Source organism: Streptomyces sp. NPDC002446, assembly GCF_053595675.1.
Genome location: NZ_JBSFYC010000024.1, coordinates 1 through 24,613, shown reverse-complemented (window position 1 = coordinate 24,613; position 24,613 = coordinate 1). Strand labels below are relative to the sequence as shown.

Genomic DNA, 24,613 nt, shown 5'->3' with positions numbered 1-24,613 from the left:
CGGGACAGGTGCGACGAGTGGTCGAGGACTGCCGTTCGGATGCCTCGTCAGCGTAACGTGTTCGTGACGGCAGTCAACAGACCGCGATAGACGCCCACCAGGGAGCCGCCTCGTGACTGTATTCGCGCTGGGACCGCAGGAGCGGGAATGGTGTGCCGAGTTGCGCGCCATGACGGCCGAACGGCTCAGCCCGCTCGCGGAGCGGGGCGCGGCGGGCCGGGTCAACCGCCCGCTGGTCGCCGCCCTCGGCGAACTGGGCCTGCTGCGCCGCCTGTTCCCCGCCGACGGACCGCTGCGCGCGCTGGACCTGTGTCTGCTGCGGGAATCGCTCGCCCAGGAGTGCACGGAGGCGGAGACCGCGCTGGCGCTCCAGGGGCTGGGCGCCTACCCGGTCGTGCAGTCCGGGACCGCGGACCAGCGCGCCCGCTGGCTGCCCGAGGTGGCCGCCGGGCGCGCGGTCGCGGCCTTCGCGCTGAGCGAGCCGGGCGCCGGCTCGGACGCCGCCGCACTGTCCCTGGCCGCCGAGCCGGACGGCCCGGACGGCTGGCGGCTGACCGGTGAGAAGTGCTGGATCTCCAACGCTCCCGAGGCCGACTTCGCCACCGTCTTCGCCCGCACCGGGGGCGCGACCGGCGCGCGCGGCGTCACCGCCTTCCTCGTGCCGGCCGGCCGGCCGGGGCTGACCGGCGAGCACCTGGAGATGCTCAGCCCGCACCCCATCGGGACGCTGGTGTTCGACGGCACGCCGGTGACCAGGGCGGACGTGCTGGGCGAGGTGGACGGCGGGTTCGCCGTCGCGATGGCCACCCTGAACCTCTTCCGGCCGAGTGTGGGCGCCTTCGCGGTCGGGATGGCGCAGGCCGCGCTGGACGCGGCGCTGGCGCACGCGGGCGCGCGCACCGCGTTCGGCGGCCCGCTGAGGGACCTGCAGTCCGTGGGCCACCAGCTCGCCGAGATGGCCACCCGGGTCGAGGCGGCCCGCCTGCTGGTGTACGCGGCCGCTTCCGCGTACGACACCGGGGCCCCGGACATCGCCCGCCGCTCGGCCATGGCCAAACTGCTGGCGACCGAGACCGCCCAGTACGTCGTCGATGCCGCCGTCCAGATCCACGGCGCCCGTGCGCTGCGCCGTGGCCACCTCCTGGAGCACCTCTACCGCGAGGTCCGCGCGCCGCGCATCTACGAGGGCGCGACGGAGGTCCAGCGCTCGATCATCGCCAAGGAGCTGTACCGGCACGGCACGGCCGGCCGCCCGTGCCGGTAGCGAACCCCGCTTGCCGGGTCTGCCCGCCGTCGCCTCAGCCGTTGACCTTCCACACGCTGCCCAGCGTGCACTTGCCGGACGAGGGGCCCTGCTCGCTGGGGCTCTTGATGTAGGTGCCGGTCACGGTGGTGGGCAGGGTCTGGCCGGCGGCCACCTTGACCGACGAGATCTGCACGACGCCGACGTAGCCGCCCGACGCGTCGGTGAACCGCACGCTGCCGTTGTAGGTCGCCGGGCTCTGGGAGTTGCCGTTGGTCACGCTCAGCTTGGCGGTGAGCCTGGCGGCCGTGCTGTCGACCTCGCAGTCGGTGATGCGGATGTCCGACTCGGGCGGCGTGGTGGCTCCCGAGCTCGGCGAACCACTGGTGGTGCCGCTGGTGGTGGTGCTCCCGGAGCTGCTGTATCCGCCGCTGGTGGAGCTGCCCGAGCTGCTGTACTCGCCGCCGGAGCTGCTGCTGGAACTGCTGCTGGAGCTGTGGCTGGAGCCGCAGCCTCCGCCGTGCGAACCGCGGGCGCCGGTCAGCGCGACGACGACCAGTGCGCACGCGGCGACAGCGCGGACATGGCGAATCTTCATCGTGGTTCTCCCCCGTGACGAGCGGCCACCTCGGCGGGCGGCGCTGCGGTACGCGTGGCTATACGCGTACATGATTGACGATGCGCTCGCAGGCGTTCTTGACGAGCGCGCGTCAGGCTAGCAAGCGGAGGCCCGGACGCCGAATCCCGGACGTCAGGCGGCCGACGGGCGATTGTCAGTGGTGGATGTCAGGCTGAAATCACCAGGGATCCGCGAAGGACCGCGAAGGACCGCATCGTTCCTAGGAATGGCCATGATCACTACTGACTTCGTTCCCGGCTCCCCGTGCTGGATCGATCTCGGTGCGCCCGATGTCGAGGTCGCGGCGGCCTTCTACCGCGCCGTGTTCGGCTGGCGGGCCGAACCGCAGGGTGACCAGGGCGCGGGCGGATACACCCTCTTCCGGCTCGACGGGAAGGCGGTCGGCGGGGTCGGCCCGCTCACCGAGGACGGCGCCCGCTCCGCCTGGACGATCTACTTCAACACCCCTGATGTGGACGCCACGGTCGAGGCGGTGCGGCGGGCGGGCGGCGCGGTGCGTACGGCGCCGGCCGGGGTCGGCGCGGACGACGGCAGGTTCGCCCAGCTCACCGACCCGCAGGGCGCGGAGTTCGCGGTCTGGCAGCCGACCAGATATCCGGGCTTTGAAGCCGCTGACGGTCCGGGCAGTCTGGGCTGGACGGAGCTGTACACCATCGATCCGGCGGCCGCGCAGACCTTCTACAGAACCGTCTTCGGCTGGAGCACCCAGGACATGGCGCTCCCCGGAGGCGGCGGCACCTACACCCTGCTCCGCCCCGCGAACTGCAGTGAGGAGAGAATGCACGGCGGGCTCATGGGCGTCCCCGCGGATCTGCTCGGCCCCGGCGGAAAGCCGTACTGGCATCCGGTGTTCGGTTCCAAGGACTGCGACGCCACCGTCGGCCTGGTGTCGGGCAACGGCGGCAGGCTGTCGATGGGCCCGGAGACCGCCGAGGGCGTCGGCCGGCTGGCGGTCTGCAACGACCCGTCAGGCGCGGAGTTCGTCGTCCTCACCCCGCAGGAGGGCGCCCTGGGCTGACGAGCGGGGCGCCACAGCCCCGGCGGGGGCCGTCCGTCCCGGCGGGGGCGTGCCGTCCGTCCCGCCATACCGACGACCCGGGAGGAACCCGCAGTGCCGCACCGCCGATCAGACGACGAGGGCGAGTCGACCTGGAGCTCGCTGTCCGCACGCGACAAGGCGCTCGCCGCCTTCGGCATCACCGGACTGGGCCTCGGCGTCCTGATCCTCGTGCTTCTGGTGCTGCTGCTCGTCGTCCTCATCGTCACCGCGGTCTCCCGCGGCCTGATCGAATCCGACGGCTTCGGCCCCCTCGTCTGGGGCGCCGTACTCGCTCTGCCCTGCGGACTGCTCGCCGCCGTGTTCGTCCTGCCCCTGCGCCTCGGGGTCCGCCTCGCCTCCGTCTCCCCGCAGGCCAAGAGCGGTGCGGAGGCGGTCCTTTCGGCGGTGACGACGTTCCTGGCGGCCATGTTCGTCGCCTCCTTCACGCCGGGGCTGCGCGTACACCACCCATGGCTCCCGGCCCTGCTGGCCGCACTCCTGGTGGCCCTGGCCAACGTGGTCGTCAACCACCGGGAGAGCCGCAAGAAGCAGGCCGGCTAGCTCACGTCGGTACGGACACCAGCGAGGCCGTCACCACCACCGGCGCCGGCCGCCCCGCCCTCCGCAGACCGTCCGCGGCCATCTCCACCAACCACACCGCGATGTCCGGCGACCACTCCCGCGTACGGCAGCCCAGCCGCATCACCTCGCGCATCCCGTCGGTGTGCACCGTACGGCCGAGATCGAGGGCCAGTCCCGGCAGACCGCCCTCCGCCGCGGCCACGGAGACATCCACCGCCCCCTGGGCCGTCTCCCGCACCGCCTCGCACACGGCCGCCGCCGCACCCTCGGCCACCCCGCCCGCACCGGGACGGCGGCAGACGGTCACCGCCACCTCGTACCGGGCGTCCGGATCCGCCAGGCCGAACCACGGCGCCAACTCGGCCTGATGGAAAGCCGTGTTGCGCTCGGCGGCCGGAAGCGGCAGCAGGGCGTGCAGACCGGTGAACGTCACCGCACCCGCGCGAGCCAGCGCCTCGGACAGGACGAGGGCGATCGGCCGGACGGGAAGGCCCGGCCGTGGGGGATCGGTGAGGATTCCGGCACCCAGCCAGGCGAGCTGGTGAACCCTTCCGTCCTGGGTCCAGTCACCGCCGACCTCCTGATGCGCCCAAGCAGTGGGCTCATGGTGCGCCGTGACCTCTCCGCCCTCGTTCAGCCAGCTGCTGACGGTCTGCCAGCCGTAGGAACCGGCCCGGTCGATCGCCAGGCCGAGGAGGTCCTCCTCGACGGAGCCCTCGGCATCCTGCTCGACGACCCGGTCGAACCACGCGTTCCTCTTGAGGATTCCGTGCAGGCCGACGATGACGGTGGGGGGAAACACAGGAACTCCCGGAGAAAGGGGCGGCGGCGCTGGAAGCGACTGGAAGAGTAGTGCCTCTCCCCTCTCCCCTCGCCGTCTCCCCCCTCTCTTCGTACGGACGTTGCGCTCGCACGATGTCACCCGCCAACCGCCGGTCCTCCGCGGCGCGTTGGCGGGGCCCCGCCGCCGGTGCCGTTGCCTCGTCTCAACTCGTCCACGGCGCTGCGCCGTCCGCGAGGGTGGTGTCGGGCCGGCCGTTCGCCGGTCGGACGCGCCGAGATGGGAGACCCGCCATGCCCCGACGACCGCTGAGCCGTCGCGAGCGCCTGACCCTGATGGGAATCATCGTGGGCAGCCTCGTTTCCGCCGTCGCCGGAGCGGCCACCAGCCACGCCCTGCGGGTGCTGCTGCCGTGAGCGAGCGCACTCGATCCATCCGGCGGGGGCGCGGCGAGCTCCCCGCGCCCCCGCCGCTCCCTCACTTTCCGTGTGGCGTCGGTTCCGATACGCGAGGATGCTGTGATGACCGGTCACCGGAGTAGTCCGCGGCAGAGCAGCCAGCGGTGCATTCCCCGTCCCCTGGCCGTGACCCCGGCGGCGCTGCGGGAGATGAAGGACTATGTGTACCGGCTGTACGTGGAGGCCGGGACACCGTCCGTACAGCAGATGGCGAGCGAGATCGGGAGCGACGACACCTTCCTCGGCAGTCCGTCGAAGGCCACCGTCCACCGGATCATCGGCTCCGAGGAGCTGCTGGCGGGCCAGGAGGACGTCGTCTCGGTCGCCGTGCTGCTGGCACGCAGAGCGGGCAGGAACACCGGCGAGGTGGCGGCCCGGACCAAGGAGCTGTGGGTCGCCGCCCGGCTCGCGCAGCCTCTCGGGACGCCGGTCAGGGACCTCGATCCGTTCGCTCTGGAGGTGCACCGTGCCATCACCGTGCCCGGTCAGGAGGAGCTGCCCGTTCTTCCGCTCTACGTGGAGCGGGACCACGATGTCGCGCTGAGCGAGGCGGTGGACCGGGCGGTACGGGGTGAGAGCCTGCTGGTCACGCTGGTCGGCGAGTCGTCGACGGGGAAGACCCGCGCCTGCTGGGAGGCGCTGCGCCGGCTCCCCGAGGGGTGGCGGGTGTGGCACCCCTACGATCCGACGCGTCCGGAAGCCGCGCTGGTGCGCATCGCGGAGGCCGGCCCGCGCACCGTCATCTGGCTCAACGAGGCCCAGCACTACCTCCTCGCCCCGGACGGCAAGACCGCCGAACGCATCACCGCCGGACTGCGCACGGCGCTCGGCGACCGGCGCCGCAGCCCGGTGCTGATCCTGGCCACCGTCTGGCCGCGGTTCTGGGGTCCACTGACGGTCCCGTCCGCCACCGGCGCCGACGACCGGTTCGAGCAGCAGCGCAAACTCCTCACCGGGATGGGCCGGTACATCCTGGTGCCCAAGGCGTTCTCCGACAGCGACCTGCGACAGGCGCGCCGGCAGGCGGACGGCGACCCGCGCCTGGCCAGTGCGCTGGTGGGCGCCGCCGACGGGGAGATCACCCAGTTCCTCGCCGGTGTTCCCAGGCTCCTGACCCGCTACCGTTGCGCGCCCCCCGGCGCACAGGCGCTGATCCACGCGGCCATGGACTACCGACGGCTCGGGCACGGCCCCGCACTGCCCCATGCGCTCCTCGCCGAGGCCGCCGAGGGCTATCTCACGGACCGTGAACTCAGCTGGCTCGGCGACGACTGGCTGGATCACGCCCTGGCGTTCTGTGCGACACCCTGCCACGGGGTGCCGGGACCGCTGACGAGGATTCCGCACCGGAGCAACGGCACCGGCGAAGCGGCGTACCGGCTCGCCGACTATCTGGAACAGCAGGGCCGCGTGGAGCGCCGGCTGCTGTGCCCCCCGGCGTCCTTCTGGGAGGCGGCCGCCCGCCACTGCCACGGCAACGAGGACCGCGTCACGCTGGCGCAGGCCGCAGAGGACCGCGGGCGGCTGCGCGCCGCCGCCGGTCTCTACGCGAAGGCCGTCGCGGCCGGCAGCACCGACGCGCTCCCCGACCTGGCGCGGCTGCGCGAGGGGGCGGGCGATGTCGCCGAGGCGAAGGAGCTCTACGAGGCCGCCTGGCAGGCCGACGGCCTCGCACGCTGGGAACTCGTCCGGCTGCGGGAGTTCACCGGCGAGGTGGCGCAGGCCGAGGAACTGGCCGGCGCGGCCGCCAACCAGGGAGATTCCACCGCCCTGGTCCGGCTGGCCCGGCTGCGGCAGGAGGCCGGCGACGAGGAGCACGCGGAGTGCCTGCTGCGCGCGGCCGCCGCCAGGGGGGAGATCAGGACGTTCGCCGAGCTGGCCCGGTCCATGGAAGGCGTGGGCGACCGGGAGAAGGCGGAGGAGCTCGCCTTCACGGCCCTGCACCGGGCGGGCAGCACCTACGCCCTGTCGGAGCTGGTGCGCGTACGGGAGAAGTCCGGCGACGGCGAGGGCGCCGAGCGCCTGGTGCGGGCCGCCGCCGAGCGGGGCAAGGTCCGCCCGGCGATCATGCTCGCCCAGACGAGGAAGCGGGCCGGCGACAGCAAGGGTGCGGAACGGCTGCTGGAGCTCGCCGCCGGGTCGGGCAGCAGGTTCGCCCTGACCGAGCGGGCCCGCCTGCGGAAGCGGGCGGGGGACAGCGACGGCGCGGAACGGCTCCTCGGCGCGGCTGTGCACCGGGGCAGCACCCTCGCCCTGACCGAGCTGGCGCGGCTGCGCGAGAAGGCCGGGGACGCGGAGGGCGCACTGCGTCTGTACCGTGCCGCGGCCCACAAGGGCAGCACGGATGCGCTGGCGGCCCTGGCCCTGCTGCGGGAGGAGGCCGGGGACGGTGCCGAGGCCGAGCGGATGGCCTGCGGCGCCGCCGATGCGGGCAGCACCTTCGCCCTGCTGGAGCTGGTGTGGCTGCGCGAGAAGACCCGTGACCGCCATGGTGCCGAGCGCCTGGCCGACACCGCTCAGCGCGCCGGCAACACGGGAGCGCTGATACTGCTCGCCCGGTTGCGGGAGGAGGCGGGGGACAAGAAGGGCGCCGAACATCTCGTGCTCCGTGCCGCGTCCGCAGGTCACAGCCTCGCGCTCCATGAGTTCGTCCTCCGGAGGGAGGAAGGCGGCGACAGCGAGGGCGCCGAGCGCCTGGCATCGGCCGGGGGCAGCCAGGTACTGGCCCAACTCGCCCAGCTGCGGGAGGCGTCCGGAAGGGCCGCGGACGCGGAGCGTCTGTACCGCCTCGCGGTCGAGCTGGGGGAGACCCGTGCGCTGGCCGAACTGGCCCGCTTGAAGGAAGCGGCCGGTGACCACGCGGCGGCCGACGGCTTCGCCCGGAGGGCGGCACACGCCGGCCATGTGGCCGCCCTCGCCGACCTCGCCCGTCTGCGCGCCGGCAGTGGCATGCTCCAGGACGCCGACCGCCTCTACCGGGCCGCCGCCGACGCGGGCCACGACACGGCACTGTCCCACCTGGTGGAACTGCGCAAGCGGTGGGACCCCGAGTGGTACGACCTCCAGAGATACGGCCTCACCGCGGACGGCGGCACGTCACCGCCGTGGTGACCCCGGCGGCGATCAACCTGACCTGGAGCCGACGGGCGCCGCTGTGCTCCCGTACTCCGTGACGAAGCAGCTCCACAACGCTCGACAACGCCGGAGAGCGGCTGGGGGCCTGCCTTCCTGGTACTGGCCCTGATCACCGGCGTCCTGATCACCGGCGCCCTGGCCGCGGCCCGGCCGGCCCGCAGGACAGCCCGCCTGAGCTGCGGAATCCGCACGTCGGTGCCGGGCCGATGACCCTGCGTCGTCCGGCCGTCGACCCTCCGGCATAGCTCCGTCCACGCTGTGAACTTTCGCCGCCGCGGCGGAACCCCGGCGTTGGTCGTCTCATCTCACTGGGTGTCCCGATGAGGGACTTCTGGGGCAATGAATGTGATGGGTACCGTTATGCGCGAATTCAGTCGACGAGGGATGCTCGGGCTCGGGATGGGAGCGGCGGCCGCGCTCTCCGTCGCCGGCTGCTCCTCCTCCGGGTCGTCGGCCTCCGACAAGGTCGGAGCCAAGCCCGGACAGAAGGCGAAGGGCAGGCCGATAGGCGACGGCTCCACCGAGTACACCGGCAAGCAGCCGAACCAGCCGCCCAAGCCGGAGCGGCTGGAGCCCGGTCAGAAGCCGCCGCAGTTCGTGGTCTTCTCCTGGGACGGTGCGGGCGAGGTGGGCAACGGCCTCTTCCCGCGGTTCCGCAAGCTCGCCAAGGACCACAACGCCTCGATGACCTTCTTCCTCTCCGGGCTGTATCTGCTGCCCGAGTCGAAGAGGCGGATGTACCGGCCGCCGAACAACCCCGTCGGTGCAGCCGACATCGAGCTCCTCACCGATGAGCACATCAAGGTGACGCTGCAGAACCTGCGCGCGGCGTGGCTGGAGGGCCACGAGATAGGCACCCACTTCAACGGCCACTTCTGCGGCGAGGGCCGCGGCTCGGTGAAGCACTGGACCCCTGCCCAGTGGGACTCCGAGATCCAGCAGGCCATGGACTTCGTCACCAAGTGGCGCACGAACACCGGCTTCACCGACCTCGAACCGCTGCCCTTCGACTACAGCAAGGAGCTGGTCGGCGCCCGTACGCCGTGCCTGCTGGGCCAGGACAACCTGCTGCCGACCGCGAAGAAGCGCGGCTGGCGCTACGACGCCAGCTCGCCCGGCGGCCTCCAGGTCTGGCCCGCCAAGAAGCAGGGCATCTGGGACTTCCCGCTCCAGGGAATACCGTTCCCCGGCCACAGCTTCCCGGTCCTCTCGATGGACTACAACATCCTGGCCAACCAGTCGAAGAACTCCACCAAGGGCCCGCCGGCCAACTACCCGGGCTGGCGCAAGCAGGCCACCGACGCCTACATAGCCGGCTTCCAGCGGGCGTACGAGACGAACCGGGCCCCCTTCTTCGTCGGCAACCACTTCGAGCAGTGGAACGGCGGCATCTACATGGACGCCGTCGAGGAGGCGATCAAGCACATCGCCGACGAGAAGCACAAGGACGTCCGGATGGTCTCCTTCCGTCAGCTGTGCGACTGGCTCGACGCCCAGGACCCGAAGGTCCTCGCCGGTCTGCGGGGGCTCGGCGTCGGGCAGAAGTTCACCCCGCGCGGCTGACGGCCCGTACGGGCTCCTCGCGGCACCCTCCCGTGGGCCACGCGCCACCGGCAGGCCATGCGGTGTTCACCCGCTCCTGGTGAGCTGCGCATGGCCGGCGCCAGCCGGTCGTACACGAGGAGATTTCATGCGAAGACTGCGCCTGTCCCGCCGCCGCGTCATATCCGGCGCCGCCGTGCTGCTCGCCACCGGTGTGGCCGTCCCCGCGGGGGCGGCCGCGTTCGGCCCCAAGGACCAGGCGGCGCGTGCGATCGAGGGCGGTACGGCGAAGAACGTCATCCTGCTGATCGGCGACGGGATGGGCGACTCGGAGATCACTCTGGCGCGGAACTACACCGTGGGCGCGGCGGGCCGGCTCAACATGGACAAGTTCCCGCTGACCGGCGCGTACACGACCTACGCGGTCGACAAGAACGGCAAGCCGGACTACGTCACCGACTCCGCGGCCAGCGGCAGCGGTTGGGCCACCGGACACAAGACGGTGAACGGCCGCATCTCCAAGACGCCGGACACCGACAAGCCGCTGCCGACGATCCTGGAGGTGGCGCAGAAGAACGGTTACGCCACCGGGTCGGTCACCACCGCCGAACTGACCGACGCCACACCGGCCGTGCTCGCCTCCCACGTCAGCGACCGCAGCTGCCAGGGCCCGGCCGACATGGCCAAGTGCGCGGTCGACACGCTCGCCAAGGGCGGCCTGGGCTCGATCGCCGAGCAGAGCGTCAACCACAAGGTGGACGTGCTGCTGGGCGGCGGAAAGCAGCGCTTCGACCAGAAGATCACCGAAGGCCCGTACAAGGGCATGACGGTGGCGGAGCAGGCGCGCAGGCTCGGCTACCAGATCGTCACCGACAAGCAGGGCCTGAAGGAATTCGACGGCGGCAAGCCGGTCCTCGGGCTCTTCGCGCCGGGCACCGTCCCCGTCGAGTGGACCGGCAAGCCCGCCGCCGTCGGAGGCACCGACCCGCAGCGCTGCACCACCAGCAACCCGCAGCGCCCCGCCGGCACCCCGGCCCTGGACGAGCAGGCCGCCAAGGCGATCCAACTGCTGGAGGACAAGCAGAAGTCGAAGCGGGGCCACGGCCGGGAGCAGGGCTTCTTCCTCCAGATCGAGGGCGCCTCGATCGACAAGCAGGACCACGCCGCCGACCCCTGCGGCCAGATCGGTGAGACCGCCGCGTTCGACCGCGCGGTGAAGGTGGCCCGCGACTACGCCGCCAAGCACCCCGACACGCTCGTGGTCACCACCGCCGACCACGGCCACTCCAGCCAGATGGTGCCGCTGGAGGCCAACCCGCCCGGCCTGTCCTCCACCCTCGTCACCGACGAGGGCGGCCGGCTGAAGGTCAACTACTCGACCAACACGCCGGGCCAGGCCCAGGAGCACACCGGCACCCAGGTACGGATCGCCGCCCAGGGCCCCCAGGCCTACCGCGTCCTGGGCGTCACCAACCAGACCGACCTCTTCACCACCCTCCGCAAGGCGATGCAGCGCCGCTGATTCCCGTGGCAGGCCGCTGAGAGGGGAGAGGGAGGGCCGGGGACACACCCGGCCCTCCCTCCGCGCGTCCGCGGTGAACCGCGCCACGAGCGCGCAGCCGACCGGATCAATGCCCCCTGGCGTCCTGAGCCTGACGCTCACTCAGGGCAGCGGGGTGCCGGGGTCGTCAGCCAGGCCGTGGGCGGTGCCGGTCGCGAGGCCCGCGCCTTTGGCGGGCTCATTGTTCTGCCGCGCCCTCCAGGTTGCGGGTCATCCGCTCCAGGACGGTGACGGCGATCCGGTACTCGTCACGGGTGATGCCGGCCGTCGACAGCTCACGGAAGGCGTGCACCCGCTTGGCGACGTCGGCGAGGCGGGTGCGGCCGTCTTCGGTCAGGGTGAGGCGGCCCGGCTCCGGGCGGGCGGCCCATCCGTCGGTGACGGCTGTCTCGACGGCGGCGGCCAGGGCGGCGGCGTCGGCGCCCGCGGCCAGGACGGTCAGCACTTCGGTGTCGGTGGCCTGCGGATCGTCCTTGACGACGTTGAGGACCTGCCATGCGGTCCGGGTGAGGCCGGACTCGGCCAGTACGGCGTTCATCGAGCAGGTGAGGGCGTGGTCGGTGCGGTTGAGCCAGTAGCCGATGGGCTTCATGTCGTGCTCCTGGGCGGGTCAGTGACGGCGGGTCAGTGACGGCGGGGCCGGGCCCGGCGAGGCAGCAGCCGCACGAGGGCGCAGCAGGCGAGGGTGGCGACGGCGACCACGGCGAGGCTGTGGACGGCCGCGGTCGCGGGGGCGCCGGGGGTGTGGAAGTAGACGGTGGTGATGGCCGCGGCGCCGATGCTGTTGGCGAGTTGTGCGACGGCGGAGAGTGAACCGCTGGCGCTGCCCGACTCCTTCGGGCCGACGTCGCCGAGGGTGACCTCGTAGACGGTGCCGAAGCAGCTGCCGAGACCGAGGCCGGTGACGAAGACCGGGGCGACGAGCGTCCACGCCGTCGGGCTGGTGGCGTGGAGCAGGACCAGCAGCGCCAGCGTGCCGGTCAGCGTGAGCAGCAGGCCGATGAGGATGAGCGTGCGGCCGAGGCGGGCCATCAGACGGTGCGCCGCGATCGAGGCGAGGATGATGCCGGCGGCGACCGGGGCGAGGCCGAGCGAGGTCTGGGTCGGGGTGCGGTGCAGCCCGTCCTGGAGGAAGAGGGAGAGAACGAGGAGCAGTCCGGCGACCGCCGCGTTGAAGACGAGGCCGAGGACCAGGCCGGAGGTGAAGCCGCGGTTCCTCAGCAGCGAGGGTTCGATGAGCGGGCTGGCGGCGGTTCGCTGACGCAGGCAGAACAGTGCGAAGAGCAGGGCGCCGGCGGTGAGGGAGAGGACCGGAACGAGCGTCCAGCCGTGGCTGGAGCCGTCGATCAGGCCGTAGAGCAGGCCGAGCATCGTGGCGGCGAGCAGTGCAGAGCCCGGGACGTCGACGGTGACCGTCCGGTCGCCTGCGTCGCGGGGCAGCAGCCGGGCGGCCAGGGCGATCGCGAGGCCGCCGAGTGCGATGTTGATCAGGAACATGGAGCGCCAGCCGAAGCTGTCGATGAGCACCCCGGCGAGGACCGGGCCGCTGATCGCGGACAGGCCGAGGCAGGGGGCGAAGATACCGAACGCCTTGCCGAGCTCGTGCGGGGGGAAGACCGCGCCGAGGATGCCGAACCCCTGCGGGATCACGAGGGCGCCGAAGGCTCCTTGGAGCAGGCGGAACCCGATGACGGAGGCGGGCCCTGCGGCCAGGCCGCAGGCGACGGAGGCGAGGGTGAAGCCGGTGAGGCCGATCAGGAACAGGCGGCGGCGGCCGAACTTGTCGCCGAGCCTGCCGCCGACCACCAGCAGGACGCCCATGGCCAGGGCGTAACCGGCGCCCAGCCACTGGACGAGGGCGTCCCCGCCGTGCAGGTCGGTGGCGATGGTCGGGGCGGCGACGTTGGTGATCGTGGCGTCGAGGAGGTCGAGGACCGCGGCGAAGAGGACGACGGCGAGGACGGCCCATCGTCGGCGGTCGGTCCTGGTCTGCGGGGTGGCGGGAGCCTGGCTCAGGGCCGTGGACATGGAATCCCTTGGGTGGAGGGGACGGGCCCGTGTGGTGTGGGCCCGTCCGGATCAGTGCCCGGTGAAGGCGGCGGCGTTCTCGCGGGCCCACTGCCGGAAGGTGCGGGCGGGGCGGCCGAGCAGGGTCTGGGTGGTGTCGGCGATGGCCGCCGGACCGTGGTTGGCGGCCTCCCACAGGTCGAGCAGCGAGGTGACCATCGGCGCGGGCATATGGCGGCCCATCTGCTGCTCGGCCTCGGCGCGGGTGATGTGCTCGACGGGGATCCGGCGGCCGAGGGTTTCCGCCAGTACGGCGATCTGCTCGCGGAAGGTGAGCGAGTCGGGGCCGGTCAGGGTGACCGAGCGGCCGGTGAGGGAGGTGCCGGTCAGCGCTTCGACGGCGATGTCGGCGATGTCCTCGGGGTGGATGGGCGCGATGTGCGCGTCCGGATAGGCGAGCGGGATCGGCATCGACCGGCCGATGAAGTAGGCCCAGCCGAGGGAGTTGCTGGCGAAGGCGTCCGGCCGCAGGAACGTGCAGGTGAGGTCGGAGTCGGCGAGGGCGCGCTCGACCTGCAGGCTGTGGCCGGCGAGCGGGTCGCTCTCGGCGTCCGGGCCGAGGACCGAGGAGGACGAGAGCAGGACGACGTGCTCGACGCCGGCCGCCTCGGCGGCCTTGACCAGCTCGTGGATGCCGGCCGGCTCGGGATAGAGGAAGACCTGGCGTACGCCGCGGAGCGCGGAGTCGAAGGTCTCGGGCCGGTCGAGGGCGAGCTCGGCGACCTCGACGCCGTCCGGGACGGTCAGTTCGGCGGGTTGGGCGCTGGCGGCGCGGACGGTGAGACCGGCGGAGTGCAGGCGGCTGATGACCGCCTGGCCGACCTTGCCGCGGGCGCCGGTGACGAGAAGGGCCATGGAGAGGCTCCGTTCCATGCGTATCAATGCGTAAAGACATATGCATGCTGACACGCACACATTTGCAAGTCAACACATGCCTTCATGAGGGCACTCATGTCTGTACGATGGAGGGCATGACGAAGCGCGAGTCGAAGACCGCGGATGAGCTGCTGGACGCCGTGGGGCCGGCCTTCGGGAGGCTGCGGCGCTCCTCACTCCTGGAGGTCGAGGACCCGATTTCCCAGAAGGACCTCAGCCGTACGCTGGTGCTCAGAATCGTCCTGGAGGCCGAACAGGACGCCGCGGAGGGCGAGTCGGACGGGCGGTCCGGTACCGGCGAGATCACGGTCGGCGCCGTCGCCCAGCACCTGGGCGTGGATCCGTCGGTGGCCAGCCGCATGGTCTCCGACTGCATCTCGGCCGGCTATCTGATCCGCGCGGCCTCCCAGCAGGACGGCCGCCGCACCGTCCTCCACCTCAGCCCCGAGGGCCGCGAGCTGATGGCCCGCTTCGCCCGCCACCAGCGCTCGGCCTTCGAGCAGATCACCGCCGACTGGCCCGAGCGGGAACGCCTGGACTTCGCCCGCCTCATGCTCAAGTACGTCGACTCCCAGGACGCCCTCAGTCACCGCCCCCCGGGCAAGAACGCTCCGCGCTGACCGGCCCCGGCGCCTCTCCTGCTCCGGGGCATTCGCTGGGGGAGCCGGGACCTGCCCAGAGCAAACCCGGCGAAGGGGGTCCTCACGGTCCTCATCCCGGGGCCGCCCGTAACCTGCCGGACCGGGACTGCCCTCACGCCTTCGGCTGGGTGAAGCGGAGGCGGTTGCCGAAGGGGTCGCGCAGGCCGCAGTCGGTTCCGTACGGGCGGTCGGTGGGTTCCTCGGTGAACTCCACGCCACGGGCCAGCAGCGTCTCGTACGTCTTGCGGCAGTCGTCCGTCGTGAAGATGAGCCAGCCACCCATCGCACCCTTGGTCACCAGCTCGCGGACCTGCTGCGCCGTCTCCTCGGACATCGCGGGCGCACCGGGCTTCTCCAGCAGGATCTCGCGCTCCGGGTGGCCTGGGACGTGGACGGTCAGCCAGCGCATAAAGCCGAGTTCGATGTCGGTGTTGACCTCCAGGCCGAGCTTGCCGACGCAGAAGTCGAGGGCCTCGTCCTGGTCGAGGACGTATATCTGCGAGTGCGTGATGGCGTTGAACATGTGCCTCACGCTACTGGCCACGCCGGACGAAAACTTATCCAAAACTGCTCAGTCGACGGGCGGCAGCGGCGGTAGGTACCGGCGGTCGGTACCGGCAGTACGGACGGTCAGGAGTTCGGCCGCGTCCACGCCATCGTGAAACACGTCGGTACGCCCGCGGCCGCCGCCTGTTCGGCCTCCTTGCGGTAGGTCCGCGGCGAGCGGCCCACGATGTCGCGGAACGTGCGGCTGAAGGTCCCCGGGCTGCCGAAGCCGACGTCGAAGCAGATGTCCGTCACACTGCGATCGGTCTCCCGCAGCAGGAACATCGCCCGCTCCACGCGGCGGCGCTGCAGGTAACGGTGCGGCGTCTCGCCGAACACGGCCCGGAACGTGCGGGTGAAGTGCGCCTCCGACACATGCGCGATCCGCGCCAGGGCCGGGACGTCCAACGGCCGCGCGTAGGCACGGTCCATCGCATCCCGCGCCCGCAGCATGCGGCGGTTGTTCTCTTCGACGGCACGGCTCACGACGCCATCACACCACGGCGCGTCCGGTGTGTGCTGTGCCTGTCGGCTCTCTCTGAACTTCAGGGCCTCCTGCCACAGGCACAAGGCCCCAGAGAAGCGCTACAGGTGCCGCCTGCGCCCCCTCCGGACCCTCATTCGGCCAGGTCAGGAAGGGCGCGGGCGGCACCTGGTCCTCAAATATCCCGGAAGATCTCGATCTGCGCGCCGATCGAGTTGAGTCGCTCCGCCAGGTCCTCGTAACCGCGGTTGATGACATAGACGTTGCGGAGTACGGAGGTGCCCTCGGCGGCCATCATGGCGAGGAGGACGACGACGGCCGGGCGCAGGGCCGGGGGGCACATCATTTCTGCGGAGCGCCAGCGTGTTGTGCCGTCGACCAGGACTCGGTGCGGGTCGAGCAGTTTGACCTGGGCGCCGAGGCGGTTGAGGTCCGTCAGGTAGATCGCGCGGTTGTCGTAGACCCAGTCGTGGATGAGGGTCTGGCCCTGGGCGCTGGCGGCGATGGCGGCGAAGAAGGGGACGTTGTCGATGTTGAGGCCTGGGAAGGGCATCGGGTGGATCTTGTCCAGGGGGGCCTGGAGCTTGGAGGGGCGGACGGTGAGATCGATGAGGCGGGTGCGGCCGTTGTCGGCGGCGTACTCCGTGCTGCGCTCATGGTCCAGGCCCATCTCCTCCAGGACCGCCAGCTCGATCTCCAGGAATTCCACCGGGACCCGGCGGATCGTCAGCTCCGACTCGGTGACAACCGCCGCCGCCAGCAGGCTCATCGCCTCGACCGGGTCTTCGGAGGGCGCGAAGTCCACATCGCGTTCGATGTGTGGCGTGCCGTGGACGGTGAGGGTCGTCGTCCCGATGCCGTCGACCCTGACCCCCAACTCCTCCAGGAAGAAGCAGAGGTCCTGGACCATGTAGTTGGAGGAGGCGTTCCGGATCACCGTGACGCCGTCGTGCCGGGCGGCGGCCAGCAGCGCGTTCTCGGTGACGGTGTCGCCGCGTTCGGTCAGTACGATCGCGCGCTTGGGGGCGACGCTGCGGTCGACCTCGCCGATGTAGGTGCCGTCGGTCGCGGTGATCTCCAGGCCGAAGTGGCGCAGCGCCGTCATGTGCGGGGTCACGGTCCGGGTGCCGAGGTCGCAACCGCCCGCGTACGGCAGCTTGAAGTGGTCCATACGGTGCAGCAGCGGGCCGAGGAACATGATGACGCTGCGGGTGCGGCGGGCCGCCTCGGTGTCCATCGCCGCGAGGTCGAGCTCCGCGGGTGGGATGATCTCCAGGTCGTTGCCGTCGTTGATCCACCGGGTGCGCACACCGATGCTGCCCAGCACCTCCAGGATGCGGTAGACCTCCTCAATGCGGGCCACCCGGCGCAGAGTTGTGCGTCCCGCGTTGAGCAGCGTGGCGCACAGCAGCGCGACACAGGCGTTCTTGCTCGTCTTCACGTCGATGCTGCCGGACAGCCGGCGGCCGCCGACCACTCGCAGATGCATCGGCCCGGCGTAACCGAGCGACACGATTTCACTGTCGAGCGCCTCGCCGATGCGGGCGATCATCTCAAGGCTGATGTTCTGATTCCCACGCTCGATGCGGTTGACCGCACTCTGGCTGGTGCCGAGCGCCTCCGCGAGTTGCGTCTGCGTCCAGCCACGGTGCTGTCGGGCGTCGCGGATCAGCTTGCCGATGCGTACGAGGTAGTCGTCTGCCATGGGGCGACCGTATCTCAGATATGAGATGGATGTGCAATTGCCCGCGTCTGAGTTGTTCTACTAATATGCGAACAACTGAGAGGTGGTCATCACGCATATGAAGAGTGCTCCGCGTTCTGCCTTACTCCCATGCGGCCCCCTGCGGCCGCTGGTTGCCGCCTTTCCCTTCCTCGCCGCGGCCACGGCGGCCGCCGCCGTCTACGCCTCCGTCGCCGACCGGCTGCCCGACCCGCTCGCCACCCATTTCGACGCCGACGGCCGGGCCGACGGCTTCTCCTCCACCCACGGCTTCCTGACGGTCTGTCTCGCCGTGCTCCTGCTCCTGGCCGCCGTCTTCGGCCTGCTCAGCGGGGTGCGGACGCGCGCCACGAGTGCACCGTGGCTGATCGCCACCGGCTACGCCACCGCTGCCGGGATCGGCTACCCCCTCTGCGTCAACCTGCTCGGCAACGCCGGCGCCGCCGACGCCTCGGCGGTACGGCTGCCGCTGTGGCAGGCGGCGGTGACCCTCGCCGTCGCCCTGCTCGCCGGCGCACTGGGCGGTCTGCTCGCCGGGTCCGCGCCGCGCCCGGCCGGCCGTCCGGCGGACGACGCGCCCCGACTCGACCTCCCGGCGGGCACGACGGCCGGCTGGTCACGCACCATCAGCTCACCGCCGCTGGTCCTGATGGGCGCGCTGATGCTCGGCGCCGGGCTCGTCATCGCCCTCGTCGCCAACTGGCTCAGCGGCGCGATCCTCGGCATCTGCGGAGTCCTGGCCCTCGCCGTCACCTCGGTCCGGGTGACCGTCGACCGCCGCGGTCTGACCCTCTCGCCGGTCCTGGCGGCGGCCCTGCGAGTACGCTTCCGGCGCATAGACCCCGCGCGTGTGGCGGAGGTCACCAGCCGTCCGGTCGACTGCTTCGGCGAATTCGGAGGCTGGGGCTACCGCATCCGGGCACACGGCAGCGGACTGGTGCTGCGTTCGGGTGAGGGCCTCGTGATCCGGCTGACCAGCGGCCGCGAGTTCGTCGTCACGGTGGATGACGCGGCGACCGCCGCCGCGCTGCTCAATACGTACGCGGACCGCGCGCGCTCGCGGCAAGGAGGCTGAGGTGCTCTTCCGGGTCGATCCCGGCTCGTCCGTCCCGCTCGGCGACCAGATCGCGGCCTCGGTCCGCGGCGCCATCGCCGACGGCACGGTGGGCACCGGGGAGCGGCTGCCGTCCGCCCGTGAACTCGCCGCCTCCCTCGGCGTGAACGTCCACACCGTGCTGCGCGGCTACCAACGCCTCAAGGAGGAGGGGCTGATCGAACTCCGCCGGGGCCGCGGCGCGGTGGTCACCGGCACCGCCACCCCCGCCCGCGCCCGCCTCGGCGAAGCCGCCCAGCGACTGATCGCGCAGGCCCGCCATCTGGGGCTCTCCGACGAGGAGATCGTGACGGTGGTACGGGTGGGCCTGGCGGGCAAGTGAGGCGGAGGGGTGGCGGAGGGGTGCATGTACGGACTGGGGGGAGGGTGGCCGTTCCGGGGTGGGCGGACCCGGTCAAGTGCCGTGACCTAGATTGACGGTGTGATCACTCGTCGCCCCTCCCGCGCCGTCGTGCTCAGCGTTGTGCCGATCGCCGCGCTGCTGGCCGCAGTTGGCTTCGCGCCGCTGCCGTACTCCGTCGCGCGACCCGGGCAGACCACGGATGTGCTCGGGGTGCACGACGGTGCCCAGGTCGTCGCCATCAGCGGCGCCCCGGTGCGCAGGACCAGCGGTCAGCTGCGGATGGTGGCGATCCGGGCGACCGGGCCGCAGGTCGCCGTCCGCTGGGGAGAGGTGATCGACGGGTGGTTCCGTACGGATCGTGCCGTCATGCCCAAGGATGTCGTCTTTCCTTCGGGGAAGTCCGATGCGGAGGTCGCAAAGCACAACCGCGCGGACATGAGGTCCTCGCAGCGGGCCGCCACCGCGGCCGCGCTCGGGCTGCTGGGGAAGGACCCGGGCCGGGTGACGGTGCGGCTCACGCTCGACGACGTGGGCGGGCCCAGCGCCGGTCTGATGTTCTCGCTGGGCATCGTCGACAAGCTGGACGGTGACGGCAGCGGCGGGGACCTCACCGGCGGCCGCACCATCGCCGGTACGGGGACGATCGACGCCGACGGGACGGTGGGCGCGGTCGGCGGAGCGGCGCTGAAGACGCAGGCGGCCCGGCGCGACGGGGCGAGCGTCTTCCTCGTGCCGAAGACGGAGTGCACGGCGGTGCAACCCGCCCCGGACGGGCTGCGGTTGATCCCCGTCACCACCCTCAAGGGCGCGGTCCACGCCCTGCGCGCGCTGGCCAGGGGCGGCTCGGTCCCCAGCTGCTGAACCGGCCCGGCGGGGCAGCGGCCGCCGGGAGCTGGATCACCGTCGTCGCAGTCACCGTCAGGTCACCGGCACCGTCGCAGTCACCGTCAGGTCATCGTCTCAGTCGCCGACTCGGTCACCGACTCAGTCACCGTCTCGGTCATCGACTTGGTCACCGTCTCGGTCAGCTCGGTCGACTCAGTCATCTCGGTCATCGAGGAAGGTCAGGTCCAGTCGCCGCAGCCGTGCGGCGTCGGCGAGGATGTTGATCTCGATGACCTTCCCGTGCGCGATGGTGAAGCCCATCACGGAGAACGGCTGCCCGTTCACGACCGTGACGAGTCCGGGAGCGCCGTTGACCAGCGCCGGGCGTGCGTACGGGGCGAACCGGGAGAAGGTCAGCGCCTGCTCGACGACCGAGCGCGCCCCGCGGACCAGCTTCGACATGCCGCCGGCCGCCACACCCGCGTCGGCGCGCAGCACCACGTCCGGGTCGAGGACGGCGAGCAGCGCGTCGAAGTCGCCGCCGCGCGAGGCGGCGAGGAAGGCGTCGACGACTTCGCGCTGGCGGTCGAGGTCGGTGTCGGGAGCCGGGCTGCCCTGGACGCGGCGGCGCGCCCGGCTGGCGAGCTGCCGGGTGGCGGCGGGCGTGCGGTCGACGATGGGTGCGATCTCGTCGAACGGCATCGCGAACATGTCGTGCAGGACGAAGGCGAGCCGCTCGGCGGGGGAGAGGCTCTCCAGGACGACCAGCAGCGCGAGCCCGACCGAGTCGGCCAGCATCGCCTCGTGCTCCGGGTCGGCGGAGTCCAGCCGGCCCACGACCGGCTCGGGGACGTGCACATCGAGGGGATCCTCACGCCGTGCCTTGCGCGTCCGCAGCTGGTCCAGGCACACCCGCCCGACGACCGTCGTCAGCCAGCCGCCCAGGTTCTCCACACCGCTCACGTCGGAACGGCTCAGCCGCAGCCAGGCCTCCTGGACGGCGTCGTCCGCCTCGCTGAGCGAGCCGAGCATCCGGTAGCCCACCGCCCGCAGATGGCTCCGGTTCTCCTCGAACCTCGCCGCCAGCCACTCGTGATCGTCCACCGGTCCCTGCCTCCCCGTTGATTCCCCGCCAGAGTTTCAAGATCGGCCATAACAATGCCGTATGCGGCGGGGCGGAAGTGACATCGGATGTGACATCGGATGTGACAGGTGGGTGGCAGGGGCGCCGACGACGGCCGGTCGACGGGTGGCAGGTCCCGGTCGCTCAGCGGAAGGGGCCGTCGTCCGCGAAGGCGTGGGCGGCGAAGCGCCTGCCCATCCGGCGGTACGCGGCGGCGGTGGGGTGCAGGCCGTCGGACAGGTCGTCCGCCTCGTCCGGGCCGAGCAGCTCGCGTCCGTCGAGATAGTGGAGGTGGGGATCGTGGGCCTGCCGGGCCGCCACGATCCGGGCCAGCTCGGCACGGACCACGGTCAACGACAGCGCCCCACCGGCCACATCGGCCGGGTCGCCCAGGGCTGTGATCCTCCCGTCCGGGCCCGTCGTGGTCGGGCCGGGAGTCTCCTCAAGGGTTGGACAGCTCACCGGGGACATCAGCAGCAGTGGCGTGTCCGGGTGCCCGTCGCGGATCGTGTCCAGGAATCCGTGCACCGCCGGGCCGAACGTCCGCAGCCGGAAGGCGGTCAGGCTGACGATGTTGATGCCCGCCTTGAGGCTGATCAGGTCGGCGGGCAGGTCACGGATCGTGCGGGCGACATAGGGGTCCAGCATCGCGTTGCCCGCCTGGCTGAGGTTGATCACCTCCACGCCGCCGAGCGCGGCCGCCACCACCGGCCAGGTGCCGGTCGGGCCGTCGGCCTCGAGGCAGTGGCTGATGGAACTGCCGTGGTGCACCCAGCGGCGCCGCCCGTCCGGCAGCGGCGCCAGCACCTCGCCGTCGGCCCGCAGCGCCACCAGCTCCGTGGGGGTCTGCTGCGGCAGCCACAGCTCGACGTGCTTCATGCCGGCCGGCAACCCGGCGAACCGTACGGTCCCCGGCTCGCCCGGGATCACCCGCTGCACGGTCCCGGGGACCGCCATCCGCACCACGTTGCCCACCGGTGCCTGCCGACGGCCGGCCGGGGCGCCGTCCACCAGCAGCTCCAGCATCCCGGTCGGGCGGGGGCGGGGGTCGGTGTCGAGCTGTCCCGTGGAGGTGAGGACGTCGAACTCCAGCTCACGCGCGTCCGTGCGGAAGACCAGCCGCACCCCCGAAGGCATCACCGTCACCCCGTAGACCGACGGGTCCTGATACTGCTCCTTGGTCCACGCGGGCAACCGGCGCGGCATCACCCCCGTCGGTGTCTCCTCCAGGTCCAGCGCACCCCGTAACTCCACCGGCCCGCCGACCAGTGGAACCGCCCGCATCGCCACCGTCATCACTCCCGCCCCGGGTCGAACGCTCTCAGGTCCGGATGCATGGACGCATCCGCGAGTTCCCCGCGGCCACCCTGGCACACCGGCGCTCCCCGCCACCCGGACCATCGCCGGGACGCACCCGATGATCACCAGCCTTCGGTGACGGCGGTCGGTCTACGGCGGTCGGTCCGGACGGCGCGAGGGGTGTTCACGGGCGAGAGGTGTTCACGGGCGCCGCAGCCACTGGGTGTACCAGGTGCGGAAACCGGGGCTCACCGGGACGAAGCCGGCCCAGTCCGGGTCGATCCGCCAGATCTCGCCCGCTCGCGGCCCGTTCAGGATCAGCCGGATGTAGCTGCCGCAGCCCTCCTCGGCCAGCATGAGCGTGCCCCGGGTCGACTCGTCGGTCAGTGCGCGGGTCCGGCCGGGCAGGGGGTCGCTGAGGGGGAACGGCCCGGCGAGTCGGCCCGGCAGCCGGTCCTCCTCCCACTCGCCGTCCACGGCCCACCCCTCGCCGGCCTCCGCGCGGGGGACGGTCAGCGGCATCAGCCCGTGGCCGGGACCGGCGGGGCCGTTGCCCACCTGCGCGACGAAGGACCGGTACTCCGCCGGCAGATCGATGCCGTGGGCTTCCTCGAACGCCCTGATCTCCTCCTCCGGCAGGGCGGGCGCCAGCTCGTACCGGTGGGTGTCCGCCCCGAAGCGCTCCCGCCCCGGGTCCCGTGCCGCCATCTCCCGTATCCGGGCGTGTACGCCTGCCCCGTCCCAGCTCTCCATCCGGTGACCGTAACCAGCGCGCTCACGCTGCGGTGACCCGGACTCGCGTGCATCGACGTGCGGTGGCACGGGTGGGGGATCCGGTGTGACGGGACAGGGCCCGTCAGGGCATGACCCGGCCGCGGCGATGTACTAGTGTTATCTCGACATCGAGATATCTGCCGAGAGGCGTACCGCTGCCGCGCCAGTAAGGCGTGCCTAACTTAGGCTCACCTTAGCGGATGGGGCAAGAACCTGTGACGGCACCACGTGGCGGCAGCCGCATAGGGTGACAGTGCGGTGGTACGCGCGAATTCATGCATGAAGGAGACTGTCGTGTCGGCGAACAGCTTCGACGCCCGCAGCACGCTGCAGGTGGGCGACGAGTCGTACGAGATCTTCCGGCTGGACAAGGTGGAGGGCTCCGCCCGTCTGCCGTACAGCCTGAAGGTGCTGCTGGAGAACCTGCTCCGCACCGAGGACGGCGCGAACATCACCGCCGACCACATCCGGGCGCTCGGTGGCTGGGACTCGCAGGCCCAGCCCAGCCAGGAGATCCAGTTCACGCCGGCCCGCGTGATCATGCAGGACTTCACCGGTGTGCCGTGTGTCGTGGACCTCGCCACCATGCGTGAGGCCGTCAAGGAGCTCGGCGGCGACCCGGCGAAGATCAACCCGCTCGCGCCGGCCGAGCTGGTCATCGACCACTCCGTCATCGCCGACAAGTTCGGCACCAACGACGCCTTCAAGCAGAACGTCGAGCTGGAGTACGGCCGCAACAAGGAGCGCTACCAGTTCCTGCGCTGGGGCCAGACCGCCTTCGACGAGTTCAAGGTCGTCCCGCCGGGCACCGGCATCGTCCACCAGGTGAACATCGAGCACCTGGCGCGCACGGTCATGGTCCGCAACGGCCAGGCGTACCCCGACACCCTCGTCGGCACCGACTCGCACACCACCATGGTCAACGGCCTCGGCGTCCTCGGCTGGGGCGTCGGCGGCATCGAGGCCGAGGCCGCGATGCTCGGCCAGCCGGTCTCCATGCTCATCCCGCGCGTCGTCGGCTTCAAGCTGACCGGTGAGCTGAAGCCCGGCACGACGGCCACCGACCTCGTGCTCACCATCACCGAGATGCTGCGCAAGCACGGTGTCGTCGGCAAGTTCGTCGAGTTCTACGGTGAGGGCGTCGCCGCCACCTCGCTCGCCAACCGCGCCACCATCGGCAACATGTCGCCGGAGTTCGGCTCCACCGCCGCGATCTTCCCGATCGACGACGAGACCATCAAGTACCTGAAGCTGACCGGCCGCGACGCCCAGCAGCTCGCGCTGGTCGAGGCGTACGCCAAGGAGCAGGGCCTCTGGCTCGACCCGGCCGCCGAGCCCGACTTCTCCGAGAAGCTGGAGCTGGACCTGTCGACGGTCGTCCCGTCGATCGCCGGTCCCAAGCGGCCGCAGGACCGCATCGTCCTGGCCGAGGCCGCCCAGCAGTTCGCGCAGGACGTCCGCAACTACGTCGGCGACGCGGACGAGGAGTCGGGCAAGGAGTCCTTCCCGGCCTCGGACGCCCCGGCCCGCGACCACAACGGCGCGCCGACCAAGCCGACCCAGGTGACCACCCCCGACGGCACCGTGTACGAGATCGACCACGGCGCCGTCACCGTCGCCGCGATCACCTCCTGCACCAACACCTCGAACCCGTACGTCATGGTCGCCGCCGCGCTGGTGGCCAAGAAGGCGGTCGAGAAGGGCCTGACCCGCAAGCCGTGGGTCAAGACCACCCTGGCCCCGGCACCCCGGGGGCCGCCGTGCAGACACAGCGAGCGGGCGGTGATCTCGATGCGGCGGCCGTCGCGGGAGGTGAC

23 protein-coding genes are annotated in these 24,613 nt (G+C 71.6%); 12 read left to right on the top strand and 11 right to left on the bottom strand.

Annotated elements, in window-relative coordinates:
• The first annotated feature begins 112 nt into the window (after window positions 1-112).
• Window positions 113-1,264: an acyl-CoA dehydrogenase family protein gene (locus ACWD6P_RS16105; protein ID WP_451444706.1), complete on the top strand. Its 1,152-nt coding sequence runs from the start codon at window positions 113-115 to the stop codon at window positions 1,262-1,264.
• A 34-nt stretch (window positions 1,265-1,298) separates the two neighbouring features.
• Here the strand turns inward: ACWD6P_RS16105 and ACWD6P_RS16100 are convergent, their stop codons facing one another.
• Window positions 1,299-1,841, bottom strand: coding sequence for a hypothetical protein (locus ACWD6P_RS16100; protein ID WP_451444705.1), 543 nt, complete (start codon window positions 1,839-1,841; stop codon window positions 1,299-1,301).
• A gap of 253 nt (window positions 1,842-2,094) precedes the next feature.
• Here ACWD6P_RS16100 and ACWD6P_RS16095 point away from each other — a divergent pair, with 253 nt between their 5' ends.
• The gene (locus tag ACWD6P_RS16095) at window positions 2,095-2,901 is read left to right on the top strand and encodes a VOC family protein (RefSeq protein WP_451444704.1); all 807 of its coding nucleotides are present in this window, start codon (window positions 2,095-2,097) and stop codon (window positions 2,899-2,901) included.
• Between the two features lie 93 nt (window positions 2,902-2,994).
• On the top strand, window positions 2,995-3,483 hold the full coding sequence (locus tag ACWD6P_RS16090) for a hypothetical protein (protein ID WP_451444703.1): 489 nt from the start codon (window positions 2,995-2,997) through the stop codon (window positions 3,481-3,483).
• Between the two features lies 1 nt (window position 3,484).
• Here ACWD6P_RS16090 and ACWD6P_RS16085 read toward each other — a convergent pair whose 3' ends face one another.
• On the bottom strand, window positions 3,485-4,306 hold the full coding sequence (locus tag ACWD6P_RS16085; RefSeq protein WP_451444702.1) for a hypothetical protein: 822 nt from the start codon (window positions 4,304-4,306) through the stop codon (window positions 3,485-3,487).
• A gap of 272 nt (window positions 4,307-4,578) precedes the next feature.
• On the opposite strand from ACWD6P_RS16085, the gene ACWD6P_RS16080 reads away from it, so the two are divergent.
• The 4 genes from ACWD6P_RS16080 (at window position 4,579) to ACWD6P_RS16065 (ending at window position 10,942) form a co-directional block, all read left to right on the top strand.
• Entirely contained in the window at window positions 4,579-4,701 is a 123-nt protein-coding gene (locus ACWD6P_RS16080; RefSeq protein ID WP_451444701.1) for a hypothetical protein, read from the top strand.
• A gap of 192 nt (window positions 4,702-4,893) precedes the next feature.
• Window positions 4,894-7,854, top strand: coding sequence for a transcriptional regulator (locus ACWD6P_RS16075; RefSeq protein WP_451444700.1), 2,961 nt, complete (start codon window positions 4,894-4,896; stop codon window positions 7,852-7,854).
• Window positions 7,855-8,238: 384 nt separating this feature from the next.
• Window positions 8,239-9,441: a hypothetical protein gene (locus ACWD6P_RS16070; protein ID WP_451444699.1), complete on the top strand. Its 1,203-nt coding sequence runs from the start codon at window positions 8,239-8,241 to the stop codon at window positions 9,439-9,441.
• A gap of 127 nt (window positions 9,442-9,568) precedes the next feature.
• A complete protein-coding gene (locus ACWD6P_RS16065; protein ID WP_451444698.1) occupies window positions 9,569-10,942 on the top strand; it encodes an alkaline phosphatase in 1,374 nt (457 codons plus the stop codon).
• Window positions 10,943-11,159: 217 nt separating this feature from the next.
• Here the strand turns inward: ACWD6P_RS16065 and ACWD6P_RS16060 are convergent, their stop codons facing one another.
• The 3 genes from ACWD6P_RS16060 to ACWD6P_RS16050 are packed head-to-tail and all read right to left on the bottom strand — an operon-like array spanning window position 11,160 to window position 13,903.
• Complete coding sequence (locus ACWD6P_RS16060; protein ID WP_451444697.1) at window positions 11,160-11,573, bottom strand: MarR family winged helix-turn-helix transcriptional regulator; 414 nt, start codon at window positions 11,571-11,573, stop codon at window positions 11,160-11,162.
• Window positions 11,574-11,605: 32 nt separating this feature from the next.
• Window positions 11,606-13,009, bottom strand: coding sequence for a DHA2 family efflux MFS transporter permease subunit (locus ACWD6P_RS16055; protein WP_451444696.1), 1,404 nt, complete (start codon window positions 13,007-13,009; stop codon window positions 11,606-11,608).
• A gap of 51 nt (window positions 13,010-13,060) precedes the next feature.
• Complete coding sequence (locus ACWD6P_RS16050) at window positions 13,061-13,903, bottom strand: NAD(P)H-binding protein (protein WP_451444695.1); 843 nt, start codon at window positions 13,901-13,903, stop codon at window positions 13,061-13,063.
• A gap of 116 nt (window positions 13,904-14,019) precedes the next feature.
• Between ACWD6P_RS16050 and ACWD6P_RS16045 the strand changes: the two genes are divergently transcribed.
• The gene (locus ACWD6P_RS16045; RefSeq protein WP_451444694.1) at window positions 14,020-14,544 is read left to right on the top strand and encodes a MarR family winged helix-turn-helix transcriptional regulator; all 525 of its coding nucleotides are present in this window, start codon (window positions 14,020-14,022) and stop codon (window positions 14,542-14,544) included.
• A gap of 133 nt (window positions 14,545-14,677) precedes the next feature.
• Here ACWD6P_RS16045 and ACWD6P_RS16040 read toward each other — a convergent pair whose 3' ends face one another.
• From ACWD6P_RS16040 to ACWD6P_RS16030, 3 genes are all read right to left on the bottom strand, one after another.
• Entirely contained in the window at window positions 14,678-15,088 is a 411-nt protein-coding gene (locus ACWD6P_RS16040) for a VOC family protein (RefSeq protein ID WP_451444693.1), read from the bottom strand.
• A 107-nt stretch (window positions 15,089-15,195) separates the two neighbouring features.
• The gene (locus tag ACWD6P_RS16035; protein ID WP_451444692.1) at window positions 15,196-15,597 is read right to left on the bottom strand and encodes a helix-turn-helix domain-containing protein; all 402 of its coding nucleotides are present in this window, start codon (window positions 15,595-15,597) and stop codon (window positions 15,196-15,198) included.
• 173 nt (window positions 15,598-15,770) lie between these two features.
• Complete coding sequence (locus ACWD6P_RS16030) at window positions 15,771-17,300, bottom strand: helix-turn-helix domain-containing protein (protein ID WP_451444691.1); 1,530 nt, start codon at window positions 17,298-17,300, stop codon at window positions 15,771-15,773.
• 97 nt (window positions 17,301-17,397) lie between these two features.
• Here ACWD6P_RS16030 and ACWD6P_RS16025 point away from each other — a divergent pair, with 97 nt between their 5' ends.
• From ACWD6P_RS16025 to ACWD6P_RS16015, 3 genes are all read left to right on the top strand, one after another.
• Entirely contained in the window at window positions 17,398-18,393 is a 996-nt protein-coding gene (locus ACWD6P_RS16025) for a DUF1648 domain-containing protein (protein WP_451444690.1), read from the top strand.
• A gap of 1 nt (window position 18,394) precedes the next feature.
• Entirely contained in the window at window positions 18,395-18,754 is a 360-nt protein-coding gene (locus ACWD6P_RS16020; RefSeq protein WP_451444689.1) for a GntR family transcriptional regulator, read from the top strand.
• A 102-nt stretch (window positions 18,755-18,856) separates the two neighbouring features.
• Window positions 18,857-19,636 carry a hypothetical protein gene (locus tag ACWD6P_RS16015; protein WP_451444767.1) on the top strand — a complete coding sequence of 260 codons (780 nt, stop codon included), beginning with the start codon at window positions 18,857-18,859 and terminating at the stop codon, window positions 19,634-19,636.
• Window positions 19,637-19,813: 177 nt separating this feature from the next.
• Here ACWD6P_RS16015 and sigJ read toward each other — a convergent pair whose 3' ends face one another.
• The 3 genes from sigJ to ACWD6P_RS16000 form a co-directional block, all read right to left on the bottom strand.
• Window positions 19,814-20,704: an RNA polymerase sigma factor SigJ gene (gene sigJ, locus ACWD6P_RS16010; RefSeq protein ID WP_451444688.1), complete on the bottom strand. Its 891-nt coding sequence runs from the start codon at window positions 20,702-20,704 to the stop codon at window positions 19,814-19,816.
• Window positions 20,705-20,867: 163 nt separating this feature from the next.
• On the bottom strand, window positions 20,868-22,007 hold the full coding sequence (locus ACWD6P_RS16005; protein WP_451444687.1) for a GDSL-type esterase/lipase family protein: 1,140 nt from the start codon (window positions 22,005-22,007) through the stop codon (window positions 20,868-20,870).
• A gap of 216 nt (window positions 22,008-22,223) precedes the next feature.
• On the bottom strand, window positions 22,224-22,775 hold the full coding sequence (locus ACWD6P_RS16000) for an SMI1/KNR4 family protein (protein WP_451444686.1): 552 nt from the start codon (window positions 22,773-22,775) through the stop codon (window positions 22,224-22,226).
• 315 nt (window positions 22,776-23,090) lie between these two features.
• Between ACWD6P_RS16000 and acnA the strand changes: the two genes are divergently transcribed.
• The coding region (gene acnA / locus ACWD6P_RS15995) for an aconitate hydratase AcnA (protein WP_451444685.1) at window positions 23,091-24,613 on the top strand (1,523 nt) is incomplete at its 3' end.

Coding starts and splice junctions, on each gene's coding strand:
- ACWD6P_RS16025 (WP_451444690.1), top strand. CDS start 17,398: ATGAAGAGTGCTCCGCGTTCTGCCTTACTCCCATGCGGCCCCCTGCGG.
- ACWD6P_RS16000 (WP_451444686.1), bottom strand. CDS start 22,775: ATGGAGAGCTGGGACGGGGCAGGCGTACACGCCCGGATACGGGAGATG.
- ACWD6P_RS16040 (WP_451444693.1), bottom strand. CDS start 15,088: ATGTTCAACGCCATCACGCACTCGCAGATATACGTCCTCGACCAGGAC.
- ACWD6P_RS16060 (WP_451444697.1), bottom strand. CDS start 11,573: ATGAAGCCCATCGGCTACTGGCTCAACCGCACCGACCACGCCCTCACC.
- ACWD6P_RS16005 (WP_451444687.1), bottom strand. CDS start 22,007: ATGCGGGCGGTTCCACTGGTCGGCGGGCCGGTGGAGTTACGGGGTGCG.
- ACWD6P_RS16050 (WP_451444695.1), bottom strand. CDS start 13,903: ATGGCCCTTCTCGTCACCGGCGCCCGCGGCAAGGTCGGCCAGGCGGTC.
- ACWD6P_RS16080 (WP_451444701.1), top strand. CDS start 4,579: ATGCCCCGACGACCGCTGAGCCGTCGCGAGCGCCTGACCCTGATGGGA.
- ACWD6P_RS16075 (WP_451444700.1), top strand. CDS start 4,894: ATGAAGGACTATGTGTACCGGCTGTACGTGGAGGCCGGGACACCGTCC.
- ACWD6P_RS16030 (WP_451444691.1), bottom strand. CDS start 17,300: ATGGCAGACGACTACCTCGTACGCATCGGCAAGCTGATCCGCGACGCC.
- ACWD6P_RS16055 (WP_451444696.1), bottom strand. CDS start 13,009: ATGTCCACGGCCCTGAGCCAGGCTCCCGCCACCCCGCAGACCAGGACC.
- ACWD6P_RS16065 (WP_451444698.1), top strand. CDS start 9,569: ATGCGAAGACTGCGCCTGTCCCGCCGCCGCGTCATATCCGGCGCCGCC.
- ACWD6P_RS16070 (WP_451444699.1), top strand. CDS start 8,239: ATGCGCGAATTCAGTCGACGAGGGATGCTCGGGCTCGGGATGGGAGCG.
- ACWD6P_RS16100 (WP_451444705.1), bottom strand. CDS start 1,841: ATGAAGATTCGCCATGTCCGCGCTGTCGCCGCGTGCGCACTGGTCGTC.
- ACWD6P_RS16045 (WP_451444694.1), top strand. CDS start 14,020: ATGACGAAGCGCGAGTCGAAGACCGCGGATGAGCTGCTGGACGCCGTG.
- ACWD6P_RS16095 (WP_451444704.1), top strand. CDS start 2,095: ATGATCACTACTGACTTCGTTCCCGGCTCCCCGTGCTGGATCGATCTC.